At 37.6% G+C, this 25,615-nt stretch carries 22 protein-coding genes and 1 pseudogene; 12 read left to right on the top strand and 11 right to left on the bottom strand.

Going from position 1 to position 25,615, the window contains the following annotated elements:
- Positions 1–244: 244 nt before the first annotated feature.
- A complete protein-coding gene (locus ACB088_RS02910) occupies positions 245–868 on the top strand; it encodes a transcriptional regulator (protein ID WP_375037950.1) in 624 nt (207 codons plus the stop codon).
- Positions 869–915: 47 nt separating this feature from the next.
- Complete coding sequence (locus ACB088_RS02915) at positions 916–1,158, top strand: hypothetical protein (protein ID WP_375037951.1); 243 nt, start codon at positions 916–918, stop codon at positions 1,156–1,158.
- A gap of 34 nt (positions 1,159–1,192) precedes the next feature.
- Here the strand turns inward: ACB088_RS02915 and ACB088_RS02920 are convergent.
- Positions 1,193–1,306 (bottom strand): annotated as a pseudogene (locus ACB088_RS02920) (pirin family protein); the annotation flags it as partial.
- Between the two features lie 120 nt (positions 1,307–1,426).
- Between ACB088_RS02920 and ACB088_RS02925 the strand changes: the two are divergent.
- The 3 genes from ACB088_RS02925 to ACB088_RS02935 are packed head-to-tail and all read left to right on the top strand — an operon-like array spanning position 1,427 to position 3,703.
- Positions 1,427–2,164 (top strand): hypothetical protein, encoded by a 738-nt coding sequence (locus ACB088_RS02925; RefSeq protein WP_375037952.1) that lies wholly within the window; start codon positions 1,427–1,429, stop codon positions 2,162–2,164.
- Positions 2,165–2,207: 43 nt separating this feature from the next.
- Entirely contained in the window at positions 2,208–2,978 is a 771-nt protein-coding gene (locus ACB088_RS02930) for a hypothetical protein (RefSeq protein ID WP_375038764.1), read from the top strand.
- 20 nt (positions 2,979–2,998) lie between these two features.
- Complete coding sequence (locus tag ACB088_RS02935; RefSeq protein WP_375037953.1) at positions 2,999–3,703, top strand: hypothetical protein; 705 nt, start codon at positions 2,999–3,001, stop codon at positions 3,701–3,703.
- A 637-nt stretch (positions 3,704–4,340) separates the two neighbouring features.
- On the opposite strand, the gene ACB088_RS02940 is transcribed toward ACB088_RS02935, so the two are convergent.
- The gene (locus ACB088_RS02940) at positions 4,341–5,027 is read right to left on the bottom strand and encodes a pirin family protein (RefSeq protein ID WP_375037954.1); all 687 of its coding nucleotides are present in this window, start codon (positions 5,025–5,027) and stop codon (positions 4,341–4,343) included.
- Between the two features lie 189 nt (positions 5,028–5,216).
- Complete coding sequence (locus tag ACB088_RS02945; protein WP_375037955.1) at positions 5,217–6,455, bottom strand: L,D-transpeptidase family protein; 1,239 nt, start codon at positions 6,453–6,455, stop codon at positions 5,217–5,219.
- Between the two features lie 302 nt (positions 6,456–6,757).
- Here ACB088_RS02945 and hemE point away from each other — a divergent pair, with 302 nt between their 5' ends.
- The 4 genes from hemE (at position 6,758) to ACB088_RS02965 (ending at position 11,206) form a co-directional block, all read left to right on the top strand.
- Entirely contained in the window at positions 6,758–7,831 is a 1,074-nt protein-coding gene (gene hemE / locus ACB088_RS02950) for a uroporphyrinogen decarboxylase (protein ID WP_205468736.1), read from the top strand.
- A gap of 5 nt (positions 7,832–7,836) precedes the next feature.
- Positions 7,837–8,631 carry a DUF817 family protein gene (locus tag ACB088_RS02955; protein WP_375037956.1) on the top strand — a complete coding sequence of 265 codons (795 nt, stop codon included), beginning with the start codon at positions 7,837–7,839 and terminating at the stop codon, positions 8,629–8,631.
- Between the two features lie 150 nt (positions 8,632–8,781).
- On the top strand, positions 8,782–9,252 hold the full coding sequence (locus ACB088_RS02960) for a DUF3015 family protein (RefSeq protein ID WP_092706332.1): 471 nt from the start codon (positions 8,782–8,784) through the stop codon (positions 9,250–9,252).
- A gap of 61 nt (positions 9,253–9,313) precedes the next feature.
- On the top strand, positions 9,314–11,206 hold the full coding sequence (locus tag ACB088_RS02965) for a DUF4105 domain-containing protein (RefSeq protein ID WP_375037957.1): 1,893 nt from the start codon (positions 9,314–9,316) through the stop codon (positions 11,204–11,206).
- A 65-nt stretch (positions 11,207–11,271) separates the two neighbouring features.
- Here ACB088_RS02965 and blaADC read toward each other — a convergent pair whose 3' ends face one another.
- Both blaADC and folE read right to left on the bottom strand, forming a co-directional pair.
- Positions 11,272–12,429, bottom strand: a complete 1,158-nt coding sequence (blaADC, locus tag ACB088_RS02970; protein ID WP_375037958.1) for an ADC family extended-spectrum class C beta-lactamase — start codon at positions 12,427–12,429, stop codon at positions 11,272–11,274.
- Between the two features lie 149 nt (positions 12,430–12,578).
- Positions 12,579–13,127, bottom strand: a complete 549-nt coding sequence (gene folE / locus ACB088_RS02975) for a GTP cyclohydrolase I FolE (RefSeq protein WP_170834036.1) — start codon at positions 13,125–13,127, stop codon at positions 12,579–12,581.
- 260 nt (positions 13,128–13,387) lie between these two features.
- On the opposite strand from folE, the gene xdhA reads away from it, so the two are divergent.
- The 3 genes from xdhA to xdhC are packed head-to-tail and all read left to right on the top strand — an operon-like array spanning position 13,388 to position 18,260.
- On the top strand, positions 13,388–14,887 hold the full coding sequence (gene xdhA / locus ACB088_RS02980) for a xanthine dehydrogenase small subunit (protein WP_375037959.1): 1,500 nt from the start codon (positions 13,388–13,390) through the stop codon (positions 14,885–14,887).
- 1 nt (position 14,888) lies between these two features.
- Entirely contained in the window at positions 14,889–17,264 is a 2,376-nt protein-coding gene (gene xdhB / locus ACB088_RS02985; protein ID WP_375037960.1) for a xanthine dehydrogenase molybdopterin binding subunit, read from the top strand.
- A gap of 6 nt (positions 17,265–17,270) precedes the next feature.
- Complete coding sequence (gene xdhC / locus ACB088_RS02990; RefSeq protein ID WP_375037961.1) at positions 17,271–18,260, top strand: xanthine dehydrogenase accessory protein XdhC; 990 nt, start codon at positions 17,271–17,273, stop codon at positions 18,258–18,260.
- Positions 18,261–18,269: 9 nt separating this feature from the next.
- Here xdhC and ACB088_RS02995 read toward each other — a convergent pair whose 3' ends face one another.
- From ACB088_RS02995 to ACB088_RS03020, 6 genes are all read right to left on the bottom strand, one after another.
- On the bottom strand, positions 18,270–18,965 hold the full coding sequence (locus ACB088_RS02995) for a Smr/MutS family protein (RefSeq protein WP_375037962.1): 696 nt from the start codon (positions 18,963–18,965) through the stop codon (positions 18,270–18,272).
- A 10-nt stretch (positions 18,966–18,975) separates the two neighbouring features.
- Entirely contained in the window at positions 18,976–19,782 is an 807-nt protein-coding gene (trpC, locus tag ACB088_RS03000; RefSeq protein ID WP_017387943.1) for an indole-3-glycerol phosphate synthase TrpC, read from the bottom strand.
- 9 nt (positions 19,783–19,791) lie between these two features.
- Positions 19,792–20,841: an anthranilate phosphoribosyltransferase gene (trpD, locus tag ACB088_RS03005; RefSeq protein WP_133747054.1), complete on the bottom strand. Its 1,050-nt coding sequence runs from the start codon at positions 20,839–20,841 to the stop codon at positions 19,792–19,794.
- Between the two features lie 9 nt (positions 20,842–20,850).
- Positions 20,851–21,435 (bottom strand): aminodeoxychorismate/anthranilate synthase component II, encoded by a 585-nt coding sequence (locus ACB088_RS03010; RefSeq protein ID WP_003650566.1) that lies wholly within the window; start codon positions 21,433–21,435, stop codon positions 20,851–20,853.
- 302 nt (positions 21,436–21,737) lie between these two features.
- The gene (locus ACB088_RS03015) at positions 21,738–23,540 is read right to left on the bottom strand and encodes a M24 family metallopeptidase (protein WP_375037963.1); all 1,803 of its coding nucleotides are present in this window, start codon (positions 23,538–23,540) and stop codon (positions 21,738–21,740) included.
- Complete coding sequence (locus ACB088_RS03020; protein WP_375037964.1) at positions 23,537–25,096, bottom strand: peptide MFS transporter; 1,560 nt, start codon at positions 25,094–25,096, stop codon at positions 23,537–23,539. Before ACB088_RS03020 ends, ACB088_RS03015 begins: the two co-directional genes overlap by 4 nt.
- Positions 25,097–25,615: the final 519 nt, after the last annotated feature.

A 25,615-nucleotide genomic window follows, 5' to 3' on the forward strand; every position in this document is an offset into this window, starting at 1 on the left:
ATTCTATTCAATGTTTTCGGATGCAAGATTTCGTATTGCTCAAGCAACGCACAATATATTGACCTTGTTTAGATAAAATATATATATTTAGATAAAATGTCTAATTTTATTTTCTGATGTGATAACAATGAGATATAAGATTTTGATTTACATTAAGTTTAAAATTAGATAAAAAGTCTAAATTACTATTGCATACTTCACGCTAGGGTTTGAAATAGTAATTAAGTCATTTGGAGGTAATACATTGGGAAATCGTGATAAACATTTACTCACTCAACTAGATACAATCGCGAAAGGGTTAAGTGAAACTCTATTCCCATTTTGCGAAGTTGTTGTCCATGACTTAACAAATCCTGAACATGCCATACTCTCAATACACAATAATTTATCTGGGCGAAAAGTTGGAGATCCAGCAACAGAGTTAGGGCTAGCAAGAATTATGTCTCCAGAATTTCCCAATCTTATTTCAAACTATGCAAACCAGTTTGCAGATGGCCGCCCCGCAAAAAGCACTTCGATTGGTATTAAAGATGAAGAGGGCGAATATGTGGCCGCTTTATGTATGAATATTGATTTAACCCTATTTAGGGGCATGCAAAGCGCTTTAGACCAGTTTACTAAAATTGAAACTGACAACATTATTGAAAATTTAGAACCGAATGGGTCTGAAGCAATTCGAAGATATATCGATCAATTTGCCTCAAAACATGCGACTACGCCGCGTATGTTAAAACTCAATGAGCGAAAACAATTAATACACGAGTTAAAGAATAATGGTTTATTAGACATTAAAAAGGCTGTAGAGACGGTTGCACAACATTTAGGTATATCAAGAGCGAGTGCCTATTTATATGTAAAGGAAACTTAAAATAGTTTATTTTAATGTGTGTTTAGATTGATCAAAGAGGTCGTTATTTGAAGTTATTTATTATTGTATTTATTGCAATTTTTTCCAGTATTGGTCTGATCTGTTTAAGTGCACTGCTTAGAAATTTAAAAAATTCTTCGTCATCTGGCGATCATGATTATTCATCTTCTTCAACACATCATTTTCACGATAATAGCCCTAGTCATCATAGCTCTAGTTATTCAAATGATTGTTCATCATCATCTTCAGATTCGGGAGGATGTGATGGGGGCGGTGGTGGTGGAGATTAAAAAAGCCCTTTTGTTCAAAGGGCTTTTGATTAATTTAAGGTAAGTCGAACCAAATAAATTGACTATCTTCAATAGCTTGAATGGTCGCTTTATCTTCAAACACGAAAGCATCGCCTGCTTTAACTTCTTGATCACCGATACGGATTACCTCTTAAATCAATGGTAAGGGAAGCGCAAGAATATTTGTAATGAACCTGCATCAGCTTTTATTTATAACCATATTGTTTTCTGTTAATTTACATTTTTTTACATTACGGAAAACATTGTAGTGGATACCAATAAAATTGAAGGAACTAAAGAAAAGTCAAAATTCCCATCTATGCTTATATTTACGATAATTTATTTGGGAATGATTATTCTTTATTGCCTTTTAGATGTGAAGGGGATGAGAACTTTAAGACCAAATGAGTGGGGAGATTTTTTAGCTGGTTTCTTTGCACCATTAGTATTTATGTGGTTAATCTATGGTTATCACCAACAAGGAAAAGAATTAAGCCTTCAACTTGAAGAAGTTAAAAATAGCGTTATACAACAAACTAAAATGGTAACTCTTCAACAACAAGAAGTAGAAGCTAAATATTTTGCTGCAAAACCCTTTCTAGACATTTCTAACCCTTTATATAAATTTGCTATGGAGGGTGGCAATACTTATATAATTGATGGGAAAGAAGAATTTCAAGAACCAGAAGAAGTGCTTAGATTAATGTTTCAGCTTAAAAATATGGGGGAAGTTGCAAAGCATATAACTGTTACCGACAGTAATAAAGCAGTTCAGTTAGATTCTAACTATGAAATTAAAAAAGATAGTAATACCTTCATAGTTTGTTATGTGGATGATGATTATATTTCAGAATTATTTGAAAAGCGTGAAGTTGAGTTTTATCTGGATATAAATTACTCCGATGTATATGGGAAAAAATATAAAGATATTGTGATTGTCAAATTTTTTGAATTTGATGGGCATGAGGATTCCCAATTAAATGTAAGAATAGCAAAAAGAGGATAATATTTCTGTGCAGAAATTAAAGTCAAATTTTGAACGTTTTTATTTGTGGCTAAAAGCTTATAAATCTTGGAGCTTTTATAAAACATGGATTTTTTGGGCTTCTATTTATGGAGTTATAATCCTTTTATACAACTTGGCTTTTTTCTTTTTTGATCCCGAAAAGAAAGTTCTTCTTACATCAAATGAGTTAGGCGACTTTTTAGCTGGTGTTTTCGCGCCATTAGCTTTCTTATTTTTATATTTAGGATATAGGCAGCAAGGCGAAGAGATGAAGCAAAATACAGCTGCTCTCAAATTGCAAGCCCAAGAGTTAAAGCATAGTGTTGATGAACAAAGACGCTTAATTCAATTGCATGAGAAAGAGCAGGAAGAAAAACATTTTCAAGTTTTACCTGACTTTAGAAAAACTAAAGATAATGTTAAAGAATATCAGATACCGTCACCTATACTTGATGAAGAAGAAAACATTATTGGAACAGAAGTTGAAAAATACTTGAAAGTATCCTTTACCTTTATAAATTATGGTGAAGTGGCAAAAAATGTTTTAGTTAAAAGTTTTGAAGATGAATTTTATGTAAGACAGTCCATTTACAAAATAAACTATGAAGAACCATTAGATATTAGTTTTGAATTAAATGAAAAAGTAATGGAAAATCTAGGACATGGCGCAGAATATTATAATACTCTGATTCTAACTTTTACCAATCTTTATGGTAAGCCTTATACCAAGTATATTCATTACACTCTTAGTGCCAATTATGAATCAGAGTTTAATGAAGTTTATTACAGTTTAAGTACCTACATAAAAGATTAAGAATCAGGGGGGATGATTCTATGCAGAATCCAATACCAAATAAAACTTGGGTATTTTACAAAAAATGGACTTTTTGGGTAGCTGTTATTTATCTAAGTTTGGTTGCTATACATACCGTATGTTTAATATTCAGTAAAGGAGAAAACCGTCTTCTTAATTCAAATGAGTTTGGTGATTTCTTAGCTGGAACATTTGCTCCATTGGCATTTTTTTTCCTTTTATTAGGTTATAAACAGCAAAGTATTGAAATTCAAAATAATACTCAAGAAAGACTAGAGCAAAAAAGACAATCTTTATTACTTTCTCAACCATTTTTTCATTTCAAAGATTTAAGCGGATTTATAATTCGTTCATCAGTTGGTCCATATTATTTCAATTTCAGTTTCACATTAAGTAATAGTCGAGCAATTTGTAGGCAGCTTTTCATTTTGGTAGGTTTTGAAGATAGTTTAATAGGGCAACTTCCTTCTGGAGATACTTCCTTTGGGTTTATCAGTAATAATTTTGATGATCAGCGAAATTTTTATTTATTAGCTGAAAGTGAGCTAATAATTGTTGAAGATGAATATGCCGTTGTATATTTATTGATTAATTACACTGATTTAAATGATTCAATTCAAATGCAATCATTAAAATTATATTTCAAAAATGATAAAGATGGTGGGTATATATATACTCATTACATTGTTCACGAGAATACTTATCAGAACAAAATTTTAGTTTGATCCCCATTTTTACTTTTAATCAACATTCTAATTTATTAAAACTATCTCATTGAGCCAGACAGAACTTTATAATCATCTAAACTTTGATTTATCTCAAATTTTGAGATGAGTTTAATAAATTCAATGGGTTATGAAGGGGTGCTAATAGACTGCAAATAAATGAGGGAAAGCATACTCTTCCTACCTTTATTATTTGAGTTTGTTTTTAAGAGTGCATGATTCCTGCTTTTATATGAAATATGTAAATGATGCATGTAAGACCTGTTAAATCTATATTAAGACCTTTTTTAAATTCTGTAACAGTCTCGAAATATGTGTCAAAAATCTTAGACCTTATGTCATTTAACAATATGGGGTAAAGCTAAAAATAGAGTAGATGCAACATGTTGTTGCATTTTTAAGATGATTAAGATTTTTATAAATATTCGTTTTAAATTTTAGATATAAAAAAGCCTGTATAAAGCAGGCTTTTTAAAAAGATATTAAATATAAATGCCTACCTATAAGGTTTTTAAAGAAATGATAGATTAGACATTGAATTTGATTAGGCAGATAAAAACTCTTTCAGGAGGATGTGATGGGGGCGGTGGTGGTGGAGATTAAAAAAGCCCTTTTGTTCAAAGGGCTTTTGATTAATTTAAGGTAAGTCGAACCAAATAAATTGACTATCTTCGGTTGCCTGAATTGTCGCTTTATCTTCAAACACGAAAGCATCGCCTGCTTTAACTTCTTGATCGCCGATACGGATTACACCTGTAATAACATGAACATAGTTCACTTTTTTAACTGGATCAACAGTTAACTCACGTCCTTTTTCCAATACAGCAGACTTGATCTCTGCATTTTGACGAATATGCATCGGTGCATTTGCATCAGGCCCAGCAATTAAATGCCATTTATTTGGATCATTACGTGGGTCAAGATTAATTTGCTGGTAATTCGGCTCAGCATCTCTTACATCTGGAATAATCCAGATTTGAAGCAAATGTACAGGCGTATCAGTGTTGTTGATTTCACTGTGGGCAACACCTGTGCCAGCACTCATTAATTGCCATTCACCTGCTTTAATTTGGCCTTCATTTCCCATCGTGTCACGGTGTGAAATTGCACCATCTAGCACACAGGTTAAGATTTCCATGTTGTCATGGGAGTGTGTACCGAAACCATTATGCGCATCAATCTTGTCGTCATTAATGACTCGTAGAGCACTTACACCCATATATTTAGGGTTATACCAGCTACCAAATGAAAAGCTATGATAAGACTCTAACCAGCCTGCTTTTACATGTCCTCGATCTTCACCACGATGTACGTAAGCATTCATGATCTAATCTCCCAAATTTTTATTGATCTATTAAGAAATATATTAATGCTATATCGGGAGTGAAAAAATAGAAGAACTGCAACATGTCGTTTCATAATTGATATGATATTGAATTTTTCGTCTATTTGTTGCACTTTTAATTATAAAAAAAACCTGCCATGAAGGCAGGTCTTTAATGAAACTATTTGATTATTCAAGGAACTTAACAGTTACGCCAGAACGTACTTTGCTTCCTAAATCGTTTGCATCCCAGTTAGTCAAACGGATACAACCGTGTGATGCTGTTTTAGAAATTAAAGATGGATTTGGCGTTCCATGAATACCAAAAGATTTTTTACTCAAACCAATCCAGATATTACCAACAGGGGCATTTGGGCCAGGTGGTAAAGAAAGAGGTTTTAAGTTTTTACCTTGTACGAAGTTCGACGGTGAATAGCTGTACCAAGGGTTACGAGCCACACCAACTACCTTGTAAGTACCGGCCGGAGAAGGCGTATCAGTACTGCCAATTGTTGCAGGAAATGAGGCAATCATTTGGTTCCGGCTATTGAAGAGATACAATTGTTTTGCGCCTTTATGGGCAATAATCAAATGAATATCTTCTGGTAAATCATTGCGCACGTTTGGAACAATGATTTTTTCACCCGCTTTTTTGAATGTCGCAGTTGGGTTTAATTTCTTTAAGAAGCCTTCATCAATATGAAACTTCTCACCCAACATTTCGGTCACACGAGTGTAGTACAAACCTTTCATTTTGGCTTGTAATGCGTAGTCAGAAGGGATCGACTCAGCATATGGACCTTTTAAGTCAGCATCAGAAATCGTGTATTCAATAAATGCTGGCTTGTTTTGTTTAGCAACTAATGCATCCCAAGTTTCTTTAGTAAGCTCACCAGTAGGTGATAAACCATTCATTTGTTGGAATGAAGAAATTGCTTTTAAGGTGTTTTTACCGCTCATGCCGTCAATTGCACCTGGTGATGCATGTGCATTATTAAGCATCACGTGTGCACGTGCATAAACTGGAAGTTGACCTTTACCAATATTTTCAGACCATTCTGCCGAATTTAAGCCATCTAATGTCCATGAAGCAGCTGACACTGGTGCAGCCTTAGACGCCGTTGTGCTTTTAGCTACTGCTGGTGTAGATGCAGCAATACCAGACTCAGCATTTGGGTCTTCTGTTTTCTGTAAGTTTTGTAATGTTGTTGACGCTCGATTTAAATCATTTTGTTCTTGAGCAGTAATTTGTGTTGGAGCTTGAGCTTGTACAGTTGAAGCTGCCTCTACTGCTAGAGGATCAATCGGATCTTCTACAGGAGCTGATACCTTTTTAGGGTTCAGGGGTTGCTCAGTTGTTGAAGCAGCAAAAGCAACATTAGCAATAATACAACTTAAACTCATAGCGAGTAATGAGCGAACAAACATGTAATTCAACCTTAAGAATTTTCATATAAGCAATAGGAGGATTGATGTGATCTTAAAGTGCATAAAATTACCAATAACTCATCTCTATGAGCCCAAGATTGGCAATTTAGTGATTAAAAGAATATCAATAAACCCAATGTAACATGTTGCAAGTATTGCAGAAAACCCCGCAGCTTGCAGTAGACTTTTGTGTAAATATGCATTTTTTAGTAGATTGACGAGTTTTTTGTGTGAAATTGAAATTATAAAAATGTCTTTGTTTTTGATATGATGCTGCCACATAAAGAAGATAGAGATTGGTAATGACGACTTTGAAAAATGATCGTTTCCTCCGTGCTTTGTTACGCGAACCTGTAGATACCACTCCGGTATGGATGATGCGTCAAGCAGGGCGTTATTTGCCTGAATATCGTGAAACACGTTCAAAAGCAGGTGACTTTCTATCCTTATGTAAAAATACAGATTTTGCCTGTGAAGTCACTTTACAACCTTTGCGTCGCTATGATTTAGATGCAGCAATTTTATTTTCAGATATTTTAACCATTCCAGATGCACTGGGCTTAGGGCTTTATTTTGAAACTGGAGAAGGTCCTAAGTTTCAAAAGACTGTTCGTACTGAACAAGATGTGGCGAATTTACCTAAGTTAAATGCAAAATCAGACCTTGATTATGTCATGAATGCGGTAAGCACGATTCGCTCTGCTTTAGGTGGTCAAGTTCCACTAATTGGTTTTTCTGGTAGCCCTTGGACGCTTGCAACTTATATGGTTGAAGGTGGTTCAAGTAAAGAATTCCGTTTTACCAAGCAGATGATGTATGCCCAACCAGAAGTTTTGCATGCTTTGCTTGATCATTTAGCAGACTCTGTAATTGACTATTTAAATGCTCAAATCGATGCAGGTGCTCAGGCGATCCAGATCTTTGATAGCTGGGGCGGGGCATTGGCACATCGTGAATATGTCGAATTCTCTTTAAACTACATGAATAAAATCATTGCTGGTTTGCAACGTGAAAAAGATGGCCGACGTATTCCTATCATTGTGTTCACTAAAGGTGGTGGTCAATGGTTAGAGCCAATGATTAGCACAGGCGCAGATGCATTAGGTTTAGATTGGACTACGCGATTAGATACAGCTCGTACTACGGTGGCTGGGCGTGTCGCGCTACAAGGAAATCTTGATCCGGCTGTTTTATATGGTTCGGCTGCTTCAATTGAAAAAGCCGTGAAAGCCATGTTAGATGATGCCTACGCAAATGGTGAAAAGACGGGTTACATCGCTAACTTAGGTCATGGGATTACTCAGTGGGTAGACCCTGCACAACCAAAAATCTTTGTAGATACAGTGCATGAGTATAGTGCTAAATATCTAGGATAGTTTTTGTGCAATATCTAACTTTACCGTTTCAATTTATCGGCAAGGCTGTTTCGGCAGCCTTGTTTGGTATTTTGCTTTTAATTGCTTTTGCTTTAACTGCACCGATGGGAAGCCATGAATATATGGGTTTTTATCGTTATGATTATTTACTCATCTATGCACTGATGATTCAGATCTGTTTACTCTATTTAAAACTGGAGTCATGGGCAGAAGCCAAAGTGATTGCTTTATTTCACGTCATGGCTATGGTGATGGAAATATTTTTAACTCATCCTGCAATTGCTTCATGGCAATATCCGCAGCCCGCCGTATTTAAAATTTTAACAGTGCCGTTATTTGCAGGTTTTATGTATTCGGCTGTAGGTAGCTTCTTCGCACGTTCAATACGACTGTTTCAAGTGTCTTTTGAAAAGCTTCCAAGTTTTGGAACTATGCTTTTACTCGCATTTTTCTCATATATAAATTTTATGAGTAAATTTTTTGTTCCAGATATTCGCTATATTTTATTTGCGATTAGTATTTTTATTTTCTGGAAAACAAAACTTTATTTTCAAATAAATGAACATAAATTTAAAATCCCGATGTTACCGATATTATTGACGCTCGCATTTATCATCTGGATTGCTGAAAATATAAGTACATTTTATAAAATCTGGCTCTATCCAAGTCAGGTCGATGCTTGGCATATGGTGGGGTGGGGTAAGCTAGGATCGTGGTATTTATTATTACTTTTAAGCTTAGTATTGGTTCTTAAAATATTAGGTAATCGAGATAATCAAGGTAATTGGAATTTAAGGTAAATTTTTCTTTAGCACTTTTCATCATATTGTTTATTTTTTAATTGCTAAATCGCAGCCTTCTCGCTATCTTTAATATCGTGTAATAAAAATTACACATAACAATACAAGACATAAGAAACAATCAATAATGATTTTTGGAGATATACATCTATGTTAAAAAAAATAGCTTTAGCTGCACTGTTAGCAGCTGGTTCAAGTGTTGCAATGGCTGACAACGATGTGGGTTGTGGTGCGGGTACACAAGTATGGGCCGGCAAAAAAGGAGTAGCGCCTAAAATTCTTGCTGCAACAACAAACGGTATTTTTACTAACCAATTATTAGGGATCACTTTCGGTACTTTAGGCTGCCGTCAAGGCGGAACAGTAACAGCGCAAGTTGTAACATTCACAAATGAAAATGCAGAAGCTTTAGCACGTGATATGGCAGTAGGCCAAGGTGAAAGCCTGAACGTACTTGCTGAGTTAATGCAAATTAAACCTCAAGATAAAGACCGTTTCTTTAAAGTTTCAAAAGCAAACTTTGGTGAAATCTATTCAGCAAATAATCAAAATACCCTTCAAGTTTTAGCATCATTACAAACTGTAATGGCTAAAGACGACGTTTTAAAAGCTTACGTATAAGTTTGAAATTGAAAACCCTGTCGTATGGCAGGGTTTTTCTTATATTTAATGATAAAAATTGATGAGCTTAATGAAGTCAGTTGTTTTAGTTTTTGCCTCTTTGGCAGTTAATATTGCGTATTCAGCAGAAATAAATCCATCTATTCAAAAATATTGGTCCATTGCAGAACAACAAAATCTAGATCAAGACATTACATGGCAAAGGCTCATGTATGCTAATAAAAACCATAAAAGTGACGTCACTTATTCTGGTTATTTCATGTCAGAAAATGGGAAAAATAATTTAAAAGAAGAACTGAAAGCTGACATCTCGGCATTATTTATACCTGCTCAAGATAATCAGTCGATTCGTTGTAAGTTTCCAGCTCGAAGCCAATGGCTCATACAAAAAGTAGGTATTCAAGAAAATGAATTGCCTCAAATAAAATGTTCAGAATTTGAAAACTGGATTGGCCAAATTAAGCCTTATAAAGCGACATTAATTTATGCGACAGATTTTATGGGCAACCCTAGCTCGATGTTTGGCCATACTTTATTACGTTTAGATCCAAAAGATCAGCAGCAGTTAAATTTAGTTTCCTATGCTGTAAATTATGCAGCAACTGTGGCAGGGAACGACAACTGGTCATATGCATGGAAAGGTTTAACAGGGCAATATCCGGGTGAATATTCGCTGATGCCTTATTACCGTAAGGTAAAAGAGTACGGTGATTTCGAAAGTCGAGATTTATGGGAATATGAACTTAATTTATCGCCTGAAGAAACGCGGTTTGTAGTCGCTCATATTTGGGAAATGCAGCATGTAAGCTTTCCTTATTATTTTGTGAGTGATAACTGTGCTTATCGATTATTAGGATTAGTTGATTTAGTAAAGCCTGAATCTAACTTACAAGAAAAATTTACTTATGCTTCCATTCCCATGGAAACCATTAAATCGATGCAGCAACAAGGGCTGACCAAAGCTCCTGTATATCGGCCTGCTTTAGAAACCCAGCTATTAGCCCAAGCTCATCAGCATGGTGCCTCACTAGCGAAGGTTGCAAATCAAATTACGATGATGCCAATTAAGCAGTCTTCTCAAGTTTTAAAATCCTTTAGTGAGCAAGATCAAGCTAAAATTCTGGAGATGGCCTATGATGATTTATATCTTCAATTTACCAGCCGTAAAATAGAAGAAAGCGTTGCTCAGCCACAGTTACGTCAGCTTTTAGCTTTAAGAAGCCAGATTGATTTAGACAAACAGCGTCAAGAACCTAAACGACCAGAAAAAGAGCCAACTCAAGGCCATAATGCACGTAATATTTCAGTGAAAGCTGGTGAAGTCCAAGGTGATAAGTTTATCGAAATTGGTCATCGACAAGCCTATCACGACTTAATAGATCCTCAAGGGGGATACCGTGCTGGGACTCAATTACTATTTTTAAATGGTAATGCGCAGTGGCGAGACGATCATTTAACACTAGAACGTCTTGATCTGTTAGAAGTAAATTCTTATAACCCAATACAGCCTTTTAAAACACCGCTGAGTTGGGGATTTAACTTAGGCTGGCGTCAGGAAGCAATTCATGATGGAAACTTTAGTGAAGAAAAACAGCATGGCGTAGCGAATTTTAATGCTCAAGTGGGTTACAGTCTTGCAGACTATGAGCGCAAGCATATCTGCTATGGTCAACTACAAACCTACGTACAAACTGGCTCAGATCTAGATAAAGGTTGGCGTGTAGGAATGGGGCCAACTTTAGGTTGTATGAACCAATGGTTCGACCGTTTTAACTCTGTCGTACAAATTGAATTGCCATATTGGGAAGACCAAAATCAGTGGAATTTAAGAGTAAATACCCAATGGCAATATGTGATTAACAGTAATAATGCCGTTCGATTAAACTGGGATTATGAACAACAAAATCATCAAGACTGGATGAAATCTAGTTTAGGCTACGTTTGGTTCTTTTAACTTTTATGATGAGTAAAGCAAAGAGAGAAATAAGTTATTTCTCTCTTTTTTGTTGTGAAAAAGAATTATTTCTTAATCGCGTTTAGTACAGCATAAGCCGCTTTAATACGTTCTTCATTCGGAATGCGTTTATTGGTTAACATGACTAACCCAATATTTTCTTTAGGAATAAAGACTACATAAGTTCCAAATCCGTTAGTTGAACCAGTTTTATGGTAGATCTTGATTGAAGGTTCTTTTGAAATGGTAGTCACTTTATTAGGTTTCATCACGATTTGTTCAGAATTACTGTCTAATAAAGTTTGTAAAGGAGCCGGATAAGAAAACTCTTCCCAACCTAATGCTTGATACATCGTACCGACTTGATAAAAACCTTTATGAGTTTCATTAATTGCGCTTTTGATATCTGCTGGATATTTTTGTGGATTTAGATTGGCATCAATAAAGCTCAGCATGTCAGGTAAGGTTGATTTAACCCCGTAGGCAGGCGCATCTAGTGGGCCTGGAGTCACACGAATCGGCTGATTTTCTTGGTTATAACCAAATGCATAGTTTTGCATCTGAGTTTTAGGAACATTCACATAGCTATGTTTTAAGTGAAGAGACGGAAAAATTGTCTTTTCTAAGACTTGGTCAAAAGGTTTATTCATAGACAAAGCCACAACTTTTCCAAATAATCCAATACTTGGGTTTGAATATTGTCTATATTCACCAATTTGGTTTTTAGGTTTCCAGTCTTTGAAAAAAGTTAAAACTTGTTGGTCTGTTTGTACTTCATCTGGAAACTGTAAGCCAAGGTTGCCACTCGTATAGGTCGCAAGTTGAAGTAGGTTGACCCGATCAATAGGTGTGTTTTTTAGCTCTTTCCAGTATTTTCCTGGGGTGTCTTCAAAAGCGATTTTTCCTTTAGTTTTGGCATATCCACCTGCTGTCGCAGTAAATAATTTACTGACTGAACCTAGCTCGAAAATCGTATTGCTATTTACGGTTTTTTTATCTTGAACCGATTGTAGGCCATAATACATTTCGTACTTTTTATTATTTTGGATAACACCAACTGCCATTCCGGGAACATTATATTTTTCTAATAACGGTTTAAAGTTTTGATCAACAAGTTTTTTGATCTCTTGTTCTTTTGGTGTATTTGTATTGTCCGCATAAGTTGAGGTATTAAAAATAAAAAGAGAAGGAAGAAGTAAATAGGAAATTTTTTGGAATCGCATGATTAACTCATCAAACATTTTAAAGTGAAGGGACGTACTTTTATAACAAAAATCACATGATTTAATTGTTATGTTTTATAGAATCCACGAAGAGTTGAGATATAAAAAAAGCCCAACAGTTGGGCTTTTTATTTGTCATTAAAGATGACTTAGTAACTCTCAGGTACAGCACTCAAGAACTCACGACGTGCTTCTTTGTCGGTTTTAAAATCTCCGATAAATGAAACGGTACGTGTGGTTGACTCTTGTTTACCTACACCGCGCATCATCATACACATATGTGCTGAATCGATAACTACAGCTACACCGCGCGCTCCAGTCACTTCAGACACAGCTTCTGCAATTTGCTGAGTCAAATTTTCCTGAATTTGCAAACGACGTGCAAACATTTCGGTAATACGTGCAAATTTTGATAAGCCGAGAACTTTGCCTTCCGGTAGATAGGCAACATGAACACGGCCATAGAATGGAAGAAGATGATGTTCGCAAAGCGAATAAAATTCAATATTCTTCACCAATACCATTTCATGGTTATCTGATGGAAAAACAGCATTATTGGTGACTTCTTCTAAAGTTTTACTATAGCCAGAAGTTAAATATGAAAAAGCTTTAGCCGCACGCACAGGCGTATCTTTAAGGCCGGGACGATCAAGATCTTCACCGACGGCAGTCAGAATATTTGCGTACGATTGCTGCATTGACATAAGACGTATAAATTTACTCTACTAAACAAGCTCGGCATTGTATCAGAACATGATCTGATTTTCATAAATCCTCGCACTATATTTATTTGGGTTTTGCGCACGTTGAATAAAAGATGAATAACTTTCATGTTTTTTATCGTTAATAGTCAAGTGTTTGAACATGAAATGTGCATTTAATATTGTTAAGTTCTAAATGGTCGCCTAATGGCATCATATTTGCACAGATGCAGTGTTATAGAGCATAAGGATAAAACATGTCAGAACGTCCAATCACCTTTTTTTTCCGTGGTGGTCAGCAGCAAGTAGAAAATGTAGTACCCACAACGACGGTTTTACAATTTCTGCGAGAATATACCCAAACTGGTAAGACTAGGCAGACCGGTACAAAAGAGGGCTGTGCTGAGGGCGATTGTGGTGCATGTACAGTTGTGATTGGTGAGTTGGTCAATGACAGCTTGCAATTGCGAAGTGTGAATGCCTGTATTCAGTTTTTACCGACTTTAGATGGTAAGGCCTTATTTACAGTAGAAGATCTGCATACGTTATTGCCTACACAGGATGGAACGCTTCATCCGGTACAACAGGCGATGGTCGATTTGCATGGTTCACAATGCGGTTTTTGTACGCCCGGTTTTATCATGTCGTTATGGTCAATGTATGAAAATGAAGAATATTCTCCGAGCAAAGATAAAGTCAGTGATTATCTCTCCGGAAACTTGTGTCGTTGTACAGGTTATCGCCCTATTTTAGATGCAGCACAAAAAGCTTATGACTATCCGCGTGTTGTATTAGAACGTCAAAAAGTACTTGATGTATTAAAAGCGATCAAAGCATTACCTGCATTGCATTTGAATGATCATGGTCAGCAATTTTTTGCACCAAAGACTTTACAGGATTTTGCCGCTTTACGTTTGCAATTGCCGCAAGCACGTATTGTCGCTGGTAGCACAGATGTCGGTTTGTGGGTAACCAAGCAGGGCCGTGATTTAGGCGATATGCTTTATATTGGTCAGGTTGAAGAACTGAAAAAGATTGTAGTTACCGACCATGCTTTAACGATTGGGGCAAATGTAAGTTTGAGTGATGCACTCATAAAAATTTCAGATTTTTATCCTGACTTTCAAGAATTACAGCGCCGTTTTGCTTCTATGCCTATTAAAAACGCGGGAACCCTAGGTGGAAATATTGCCAATGGTTCGCCTATTGGTGACTCAATGCCGGCATTAATTACGCTAGGTACACGATTGATTTTGCGTGTAGGTGAACAGACCCGTGAAATCGCATTGGAAGATTTTTATCTAGATTATCAAAAAACAGCCTTACAGCTTGGTGAGTTTGTTGAGGCGATTGTTATTCCGCTTCGTGAGGGGCAGCCACGTTTTAAATTTGCCAGCTATAAAATTGCTAAACGTTTTGAGCAAGATATTTCTGCGGTATGTGCGGCCATTTCATGTGAGTTAGATACTCATCATGTCGCTCACAATGTGAGAATTGCTTTTGGTGGCATGGCTGCTATTCCCAAACGTGCAAAATATGCAGAAGCTATATTGGAAGGTCAGCAATTTACAGCAGAATTGATAGCTAAGGCTCAAGAAGCATTGTCGCAAGACTATCAGCCTTTAGATGATGGACGTGCTAGCTCGGCATATCGTTTACACGTCGCGAAAAACTGTTTACAGCGTTTTTATGTAGAAAAAATCCTGTCTCAAACGATCACTCGAGTGAATGACTTGATTGCTGTGGTGGAGATCTAACATGAATCAAACCATTAACTTAAATGTTTCTAAAAAATCGGCTAAAGCAGGCGACTCTATTTCACACGAAAGTGCACATTTACATGTGACTGGGCAAGCAACCTATATCGATGACTTACCTGAACTTGAAAATACAATGCATCTAGCAGTCGGATTTTCGAGTTGTGCCAAAGGTAAAATCAGTAAGTTTGATTTGGATGCGGTGCGTCAGGCCGATGGGGTTTATGCAGTTTTTTCAGCACAAGATATTGATGTTGAAAATAATTGGGGACCCATTGTTAAAGATGATCCAATTTTTGCTGAAGAGCAGGTTGAATTTTATGGACAAGCCTTATTTGTAGTTGTTGCTGAGAGTTATCAGCAAGCACGTCAGGCGGTTCGCTTGGCAAATATTGAATATGTGCCCGAAACTCCAATTTTAACGATTCAAGATGCGATTGAAAAAGAATCGTGGGTGTTGCCACCTGTTGAATTTAGCCATGGTGAAGTTGAACAGGTATTTCAAAATGCTGCACATCAACTTTCAGGTGCTATTGAGCTAGGTGGGCAAGAGCATTTCTATCTTGAAGGGCAGATTTCCTATGCGATTCCACAAGAAAATCAGGGCTTAAAAGTTTATTGCTCGACACAACATCCAACCGAAATGCAGCTGCTGATTTGTCATGCATTAGGTATGAATATGCATCAGGTGAGTGTAGAAAGCCGCCGTATGGGTGGGGGTTTTGGTGGTAAAGAGTCGCAGTCGGCACAATGGGCATGCATTGCATCTTTGGCAGCACGAAAAACAGGCCGTCCGTGTAAGTTACGCTTAGACCGTGATGATGACATGAGCGCCACAGGCAAACGTCACGGTTTTGCATATGAATGGTCTGTGGCTTTTGATGACATTGGTATTTTGCAAGGTTTAAAGGTGCAATTGGCTTCAAATTGCGGTTTTTCGGCTGATCTTTCTGGGCCAGTGAATGAACGTGCGATTTGCCATATTGGCAATGCCTATTATTTAAATGCGGTTCAGTTGCGTAACTTACGTTGTAAAACCAATACTGTTTCCAATACCGCATATCGTGGTTTTGGCGGACCACAAGGCATGTTTGTCATTGAAAATATTATTGATGACATTGCTCGTTATTTACGTTGTGACCCAGTTGAAATTCGTCAGCGTAATTTCTTTGCCGAACAGCCCGGTGCTGGACGTGATCGTATGCATTATGGGGCAGAAGTCCGTGATAATGTTGCTCCTCGATTGGTGGCTGAATTATTGCAAAGTAGTGATTATGCGAAACGTAAACAAACCATTCATACCTTTAATCAGAATAATGACATCATTAAGCGTGGTATTGCGTTAACACCATTAATGTTCGGTATTTCGTTTAACGCCGTGCATTACAATCAGGCAGGTGCATTGGTTTATGTGTATATGGATGGTACTGTCTCTATTACGCATGGCGGTACAGAAATGGGACAGGGGCTATATACCAAAGTACGGCAGGTTGCTGCGCATGAGTTGGGTTTACCAATCGATAGTGTTCGCTTAATTGCAACCGATACTTCTCGTGTGCCAAATACTTCGGCAACCGCAGCATCGAGTGGAGCGGATTTAAATGGTAAAGCTGTTCAAAATGCCTGTATTAAAATTCGTGAGCGTTTGGCAAAACTTGCAGCAGAAATAAGTCAAAGTGATGCTGAGCAAATCCAGTTTGAAGATAGTATGGTTTCAACAGCGAATGGACATTCATGGACATTTCCTGACTTAGTTCAACGGGCATATATGGCACGTGTGCAACTATGGGACAGTGGTTTTTATAAAACACCAGAAATTCACTACGATCAGGTCAACCATTTAGGCCGTCCATTTTTCTATTATGCCTATGGTGCAGCAGCCAGTGAGGTCGCAATAGATACTTTAACTGGGGAAATGAAAGTATTACGTACTGACATTTTGCATGACGTTGGTCGGTCGATTAACCCTGCAATTGATATTGGGCAAATTGAAGGTGGTTTTGTTCAAGGGATGGGGTGGCTCACGACAGAAGAGTTGTATTGGCAGCCACAAGGACCACATGCAGGACGCTTGTTTACGCATGCACCTTCAACTTATAAAATCCCGACTAGTTTTGATATTCCTCATATTTTTAACGTCAAACTGTTTAATAACCAAAATCAGGCAGACACTATTTATCGCTCCAAAGCGGTAGGTGAACCCCCATTTATGTTGGCATTGTCAGTTTTTTCTGCAATTCGTCAGGCGGTACAGGCGGCTATTCCAGAAAATGCACCGGTTGTACTTAATGCTCCGGCAACTGCCGAAGAAATTTTACGTGCAATTGCTATTGGACGAGGACAAGCTTTAGCTGACCGCCCACAAGCTAAAATGTAGAAGATTATGCAACATTTACAATGGTGGACTGATTTTGTGGCATGGCAAGCCGATGCTATGCCCGTGGTGTTGGTAACAGTGGTACGCGCTGATGGTTCAACACCACGAGAGGTTGGCGCAACAATGTTATTGCGGTTTAATTTGCAACAACAATGGCAGCAGTCAGATACGATCGGTGGAGGGCATTTAGAGTTTCAGGCTATTGATATTGCTAAAGCAATGTTAAGCGAAACTGAAGCTTGTGTGAGACGCATTGAGCGTTTTAACCTCAGTGCTCGGTTGGGGCAGTGTTGTGGCGGAGTGATGTGGTTATTGCTTGAAAAAATATCACCCGCTTTAATTGCCTCAGATTTATCCCATTGTTTGCAAGCATGGCGAGCCGGACAGCGTATATGGCGTACAGTCTCACATCAACATGCATCCACTTGGCAAACTGTGGGTATGGATATGGAACAGAAACCATGTTTCGAGGTTCAGCCCGCCACCAGTGACCAATGGCAATTTGACCAGCAGATTCAACCTTATGCCATGCAAGTGCTAATTTGTGGCGCGGGGCATGTGGGTGAAGCAATTGTCCGTTGTTTATTGCCTATTGGTGTTAGTGTGAAATGGATTGATCCGCGTGATGATATTTTCCCATCGGATTTACTGCAACAGGTTCAATATTTAACAACAGATACGCCAGAAGCCGAGATTGAACATTTTAATCGTTCGGGTGCAATTTTAATTTTGACTCATGATCATCAACTAGATCTGCAACTGTGTTTTGCAGCTTTAAAACCTGCGCCAAAGCCATTTGCTTATGTTGGGATGATTGGTTCAAAAAGTAAAAGGGCTATTTTTGAGAAACGTATGCTGACACGTGGTTATACACCCGAAGCATTACAACGTTTGGTTTGCCCTATAGGGATAGAAGGGATTTCATCGAAACAACCTGCAACGATCGCCGTTGCAGTGGTTGCTCAATTATTGCAGGTGTTTGATGTGAAGAAATGATCTTTTGGATCATTTCTTTTGTTCGAACTTTGGATTTTTTTCTGCACGTTTAAGCAGTACGAGAACGGCACCTGTGCCACCTTGATTTTCAGGTGCACTTACAAAAGCTAAAACATCGCGGTGCTGACGTAGCCATCCGTTGACATAGGTTTTTAAAACAGCTTCAGGGCCTTTACCATGTACAATCTTGACAACATTTTGATTTTCATCTTTTGCCATCTGGATAACTTGTAAAACTGCGTCACGTGCTTGCTCAATTGTACAGCCGTGTAAATCTACAGCTTCAAACCAGCGCATTCTTCCAGCTTTTAAGTCTTCGAAAACTTTATGCTGAAGTGTAGCAATGCGATAGCTTAGCGTTGCTTGACTCGCTACAGGATTTAGAGCGGCTTGGGTGTCTGATAACTCGGCATGTTCAGTTTCACGACCACCTTCGGCAGCTGCACGTTTAGCGAGTGTTTGAGCATCAATTTTTTTTGTGCGAGGCGTTCTTACATCAGCAATATTACTATTATTGATGGGCTTAACACCTGCTAGAGCACTTTGAAACAGGTTTGCATCTTCCAATTCTTCAGGCTCAGCCTGAGGTTTTGGGGCCTCAGACTGACTTGCGATTTTGCTTGAATGAGGATTGGAGATTTGCTTTTTAAATTGCTTCAGTAACTTTTGTTGCTCTTTAGAAAGCGATGAATCTTTATTACTCATATATCTTCTATTAAACCGTTTGGGGTTGTCCAAAAAGGGCGGTAAAGGCTTGATCTGGTCTTGGTTGTTTCATAAAACTTTCGCCAACCAAGAAGGTATGAATATCATTTTCTTGCATCATACGAACATCATCTGGAGTGGCAATACCACTTTCAGTCACAAGTAAACGTGATGATGGAAGCAAGTTTTTCAAACGAATTGAGGTATTTAAATCTACATCAAAAGTTTTTAAATTACGGTTATTCACACCTAATACACATTGCTCAGACAACTTTAAAGCACGTTCCAGTTCTTCTTCGTCGTGAACTTCAACCAATACATCAAGCTGATGTTCAAAAGCAGTTTTAGACATTTCTTCAAGTTGTTGATCTGACAAAGAGGCAACAATCAATAAAATACAGTCAGCATGTAATGCACGTGCTTCAACTACATTATATGGATCAATCAGAAAGTCTTTACGTAAAGCAGGTAAAGCACAGTGGCTTCGTGCAATGGCGATATTTTCATCCGCACCCTGAAAAAAATCAACATCAGTTAAAACAGATAAACATGCTGCTCCAGCTTGTTCGTACTGCTCGGCAATTTCAGCAGGATTAAAATCTGCACGAATAATGCCTTTTGATGGAGAAGCTTTTTTAATTTCAGCAATCACGGCAGGGCGTTTGTGTTGTAAAGCTTTTGCAAAGCCTCGTACCGGAGTTGCAGCTTTCGCTAGTTCTTCAACATCTTGCAAATTACGTTGTTTTAAACGTGCAGCAAGTTCCTCATGTTTACGGTCAACAATTTTACCTAAAATGGTATTTTGAATATTAATCATGAGAAATCCTTAATCTGCCTGAGATTGTTTTAATGCTTTGGTAAATTCAGCCAAAACACTCATTTTTTCTAAAGCTTGCCCGCCATAGATAATATCTTGAGCGAATGAAACAGCTTGAGCATAGGTTTTGGTAATGCCTGAGACATAAATTCCTGCACCAGCATTAAGAGCAATCATATTTGCTGCTTTTTCGCCAATGTCAGATTTATTTTTACCTAATGCATCTTTAATCAGCTTTAAGCTTGCTGCGGCATCAGCTACCACTAAACCATTTAAGGTTTGTGATTCAATCCCGACATCTTCTGGATTAAGCGTCCATTCGGTAATTTCGCCGTCTTTAAGCTCTGCAACAGCAGTAGGGGCAGCAAGGCTAATTTCATCAAGTCCATCTCTTGAATGAACCACCATGACATGCTCAGCACCCAGTTGCTTCATAACCTCGGCAATTGGACGGCAAAGTTCATCTGAAAATACCCCAATTACAAAGCGTTTTACGCCGGCCGGATTCGTAAGCGGGCCGAGTAAATTGAAAATGCTGCGAACACCAAGCTCACGACGTGGGCCAACAGCATATTTCATAGCTTTGTGATGGTTTGGGGCAAATAAAAAGCCTACACCCATCTCACGAATACAGCGCTCAGTTTGTTCCATATCTAAATCAAGGTTAATACCTGCTTGTTCAAGTAGGTCAGATGAACCTGATTTACTTGAAACGCCTCGATTACCATGCTTTGCAATGGTTGCACCAGCTGCTGCAATCACAAAGCTAGACGCTGTAGAGACGTTAAATAAGTTTTGTCCATCACCACCAGTACCAACAATATCAACTAAATATTTGATATCACTGACATCAATTTTAATAGCGAATTCACGCATAACACGTGCGGCAGCAGTAATTTCGTCAATACTTTCACCTTTCATGCGAAGGCCCATCATCAAAGCACCAATTTGTGCTTCGGTTGCCTCACCTTGCATGATGCTGCGCATAATGTCTTCCATTTGCGGCTGAGTCAGGTGAATATTTTTTGTAATATGGTTAAGTGCTTGTTGAATGTTCATAAATATCACTTATGCATAAATATCTAAAAAGTTTTTAAAGATTTGATGACCATGTTGGCTCAAGATTGATTCTGGATGGAACTGCACACCTTCAACAGGCAATGTCTTATGTTTAACACCCATAATTTCTTCCATTGAGCCATCTGCTTCATTGGTCCAGCACGTTACTTCAAGGCAATCAGGCAGTGTTTGCTGATCGATCACCAATGAGTGATAACGAGTTGCCGAGAATGGGCTAGGGAGATTACTGAAAATACCTTTATTGCTATGGTACATATCAGATAAACGTCCGTGCATAACCGTTTTGGCTCTTACAATGTTTCCGCCAAAAGCTTGCCCAATACTTTGATGCCCTAAACACACACCAAGCAAAGGAATTTTTCCGGCAAAGTGATTAATTGCAGGAATAGAAATACCTGCTTCGCTTGGAGAGCATGGGCCAGGACCAATAACCAGATATTTAGGTTGCCATCGTTCAATATCCTCTAATGTGACTTGATCATTGCGAACAACTTTTACTTCCTGATCCAACTCGCCAAAGTACTGGACGATGTTGTAGGTAAAAGAGTCGTAATTGTCGATCATTAGAAGCATTTTGAGTCTAACCTCTTGATATATGATATTTATTTAAATAGCTATTTAAATTTTTACCTGTTTAATTACCCGTTTTGATTATCACACCAAAATCGTAGGCAAAAATAAAGCCGCTATCTAAGCGGCTAATATAACAAAAAATGAAGTGACCAGTTTAACTATTTCATTCCTTAGAAATTTGCTAAAAAAGTCAGCTTTAAATTGATATTAGATCTGTTAAGAAACAGAGATATGTGCAACTAGGGCAGAATCGGCTTTTTCATTAGAACTAAAAAGTATTCTGCCTTAGTTAGAAAAGCAGATTAAATCGCACGAGTGTTGTAAATCAGCCAGTCTAAAACCTCTCCAGACAAATGTTCAGCTAGTTTTTCTTGAACCATTTGGTGATAGGCATTTAGCCAGTCTTTTTCTTCGTTGTTAAGCATATCAACAACGATACAATCTAAATGAATTGGACAAAGTGTTAGCGTTTCAAACTCCAAAAACTCACCATAGGTTTTTTCAAACCCAGAGTGAATACGGTTTGCGACCAGATTCTCAATACGAATACCATATTTACCTTCATGATAAAGTCCTGGTTCATTGGAAAGAATCATTCCCTCACGCAATTTGTTATAGGCATGAACTGGCGCGTAATAAGAAAGTACTTGCGGTCCTTCATGAACGTTAAGAGCAAAGCCTACACCGTGACCTGTTCCGTGGCGATAATCTAAACCATGTTGCCATAAGGTATGGCGACAAATTGAATCGAGTAGCGGTGCAGCTAAACCTTCTGGATAAATCGTTTTGGCCAAAGCAATATGACACTTTAAAACCAAGGTATAGTCACGTTTTTGTGTTTGCGTTGGCGTGCCTACAGGAACTACACGAGTAATATCTGTTGTTCCATTTACATATTGCCCACCTGAGTCAATCAGCAATAATCCATCGCCTTCAATAAATGAATAGTGCTCCTCAGTTGCGCGGTAGTGAGGTAGAGCACCATTGGCATTAAAGCCAGCAATAGTAGAAAAACTTGGCCCTATAAAACCATCTTGCTGAGCACGGAAAGCTGTAATTTTTTCATCAATCGTTAGTTCTGAAATGTTTTTACGATGATGAAGTGCTTTTTCTAGCCAGTGGAAAAAGTGGCAAAGGGCAACACCATCTTTAACCATTGCATGACGGATATGAGCTATTTCACTTTCATGCTTACGTGATTTAAAAAGCGTACTCGGGTTGATGTCGTATACAACCTGAATATCTTTTGCGATGGCTTGTTCATGATAAATCGATACTTTGGCTGGATCTAAAAGTATAGAGACATCAGAAATATTCGCTAAAAATGTTGCTGTATCTTCATAGTTACGAATCTCAATACCATCAGCTTTAAAAGCTTGTTGAATGGCTATATCAACTTTGTCCGCATCAATGAAAAGAACAGCTTGATTTTCACTAATATATAAATGAGACAGAAAAACAGGGTTGTATTCTACATCTTGCCCACGTGCATTTAAGATCCATGTAATATCATCTAAAGATGAAATGAAGTGACCCGCAATATTCTTGCTGTGTAAAGTTTCACGAATATTCTGAATTTTTTCTTTACGAGATAGGGCGTTTAACCCTTCAGGCATCAAGTTGATTTTTTTGGAAGGAAGCTCAGGACGATCAGACCAGATGGCTCCAATTAAATCTTGTTGAGTTTCGAGTTTATAGTTGTTAAGTCTTGCGGTATGTTCGAGTGCCTTAAATTGTTGAATCGAAAGTGTTTGGCCGTTTACTGCAATTACTGAGGCTTTATTTAGATTTTTTTCCATCCAAGCTAGATGTGTTGATGATTCATCATTGGTCAATTTTTGAAGTTCAAATCCAGTTCCGACAAGCTGTTGCTCGGCTTGTACCCAATAGCGTCCATCTGCCCAAAGTCCCGCAAAGTTTTGAGTGACTACAAGTGTTCCAACAGAGCCACTAAAACTGCTAAGCCATTGCCTTGCTTTCCAGTAATCCGGTAAATATTCTGACATATGTGGATCGGCACTCATGACGACTAACGCATCAACATGCTGGTTAAGCATGAGTTCACGAAGTTTCTCTAGCTTTTCTTGAACAGTTAAATTGGTCATATGGTTTCCAAGTCAGGTTGAACTTTACTGGTACTTTTGTTCATTAATCTATAAATAGGTTTCTTTAATAAAAATAACACGATTGCGCCAATCACTAACGCCAAAACACATCTCATAAAGAGGGTAGGTAAGTGATTAATGCCATCTGCCGATACATGTCCTCCAATCAACCCTGCTATCAGATTACCTAAAGCTGAACCAGTAAACCACAGACCCATAATTTGACTCCGGATGACATCAGGTGCAAGTTTAGTCATGGTTGATAAGCCAATCGGGCTTAGGCAAAGTTCACCTATGGTAAGAAAAAATAAAGTACCGACTAACCAAAATGGTGAAACTGCCCCACCATTAATAGCAAAATGACTGGCAAGAGACATGAGCAAAAAGCCACCTGCTGCGAATAACAATGCGATAATAAATTTGCTGATATAGCTTGGGTCTTTATTTGTCTTACCTAGCTTCGCCCATAGCCAAGCTGCAACTGGAGCAAAAACAATAATAAATAGGGCATTGATTGATTCAAACCATACAGTTGGGATCTCAAATCCGAAAACAATACGGTCCGTATAATCTTGTGCAAATAAAGTAAAAGTTGTGGGCTTTTGCTCAAAGGCAGACCAAAATAGCGCAGATGCTGCTAATAAAACAAAGCAAATAATAATTTTAAATTTGTCATGCTGCTCTAAATTCAGGAAAAGTAGTAAATATGCAAAGTAAGCAATAATACCAACGCCGATTCCTACGGTTAAGTAGGTTGCTACTGCGACTGGATTGATATGAATAACACCAAAAAAGGTAAGAGCAATAAGGACTGCGACACTTAATAAAAATGAGAAAGCAATTTTTGGCGCATTTTTATTTTCAACAATTGGTTTATTCCAATTGTCATTTTCTTGACGCAACTGATTAAAAGCTTGTAGCTGTGGAATAGCGAATACACGAAAAATAAGTAATGCAACTAACATCCCAAGGCCACCTATACCAAAACCTAAGTGCCAGTTATGATCACGTGCTAATAAGCCTGTAAGAAGAGGAGCAATAAAAGAACCTATATTAATTCCCATATAAAAAATGGAGAAGCCAGCATCGCGTCTATTATCTTGGGCTTTATATAATGTTCCGACAATCACTGAAATACAGGTTTTAAACAATCCAGAACCAATAACAATAAGAACTAAACCGAAATAAAAAAAGAATTGATCAAATATAGGAGTAAGCGCAATTGATAAATGACCTAATGCAATAATGATGGAGCCATACCAGACAGATCTTGCTTGGCCTAACCAGTTATCGGCAATCCAACCGCCTAAAACGGTCATTAAATACATAGAGCCGGCAAATAACCCTACAATTGCAGCTGCGGTAGGACGATCAAGCCCTAAACCACCATCATTGACCATCGCAACCATGTAAAGAACCAATAAGGGACGAATTCCATAGTAAGAAAACCGTTCCCACAGTTCAGTAAAAAATAAAGTTTTTAAGGGTTTTGGATGGCCGAAAAAAGCTGTGTCGCATTGTTCGAGTTCATGCTTCATTTCAAATCCTTTGAACATATTTGTAGTTAAGTAAACCAAACTTTTAGTTTGTTTAATTATAAAAAAAAGTTATGTTTTATTTTTTAGTTTTTTTTAAATTGAAAAGCAAGTTGGTCATGTATAAAAAAGGTATATAACAAATGGTAAAAAATGGAAAAGTGAAAAACTATATCGTGAAAAGCTAAGCTATCAGATTATTACGCACCAAAGCTGATCAAAACTTGCCTCACAGCAGAGAACTCCATAAGGAAAATAAGAATTAAGCTGTTTTAACAAGTCTTAAAATAGAAGTGCTGTAAAAAAGAAAAATAATTTCAGAAAACCTCAGTATTTTAATGAGTGAGGTATAACGCAAAAGAGGACTATTTAAATTTTTTTGAAAATTACTTTTCAAGGCAATATTTACATTAAAGCCTTTTTGGCAAAGGCATGAGTAGATGTAGAGTTCTCATCTAAAGGTTAGAATTTCATAAGTCATCATTTATTATTTTTTATTCATTGTAATAAGAATGCCAGCTTTCTATATAAGAAAGTATT

Source organism: Acinetobacter sp. RW6 (genome assembly GCF_041956835.1).
In the GTDB taxonomy this organism is placed as follows: Bacteria; Pseudomonadota; Gammaproteobacteria; order Pseudomonadales; family Moraxellaceae; genus Acinetobacter; species Acinetobacter calcoaceticus.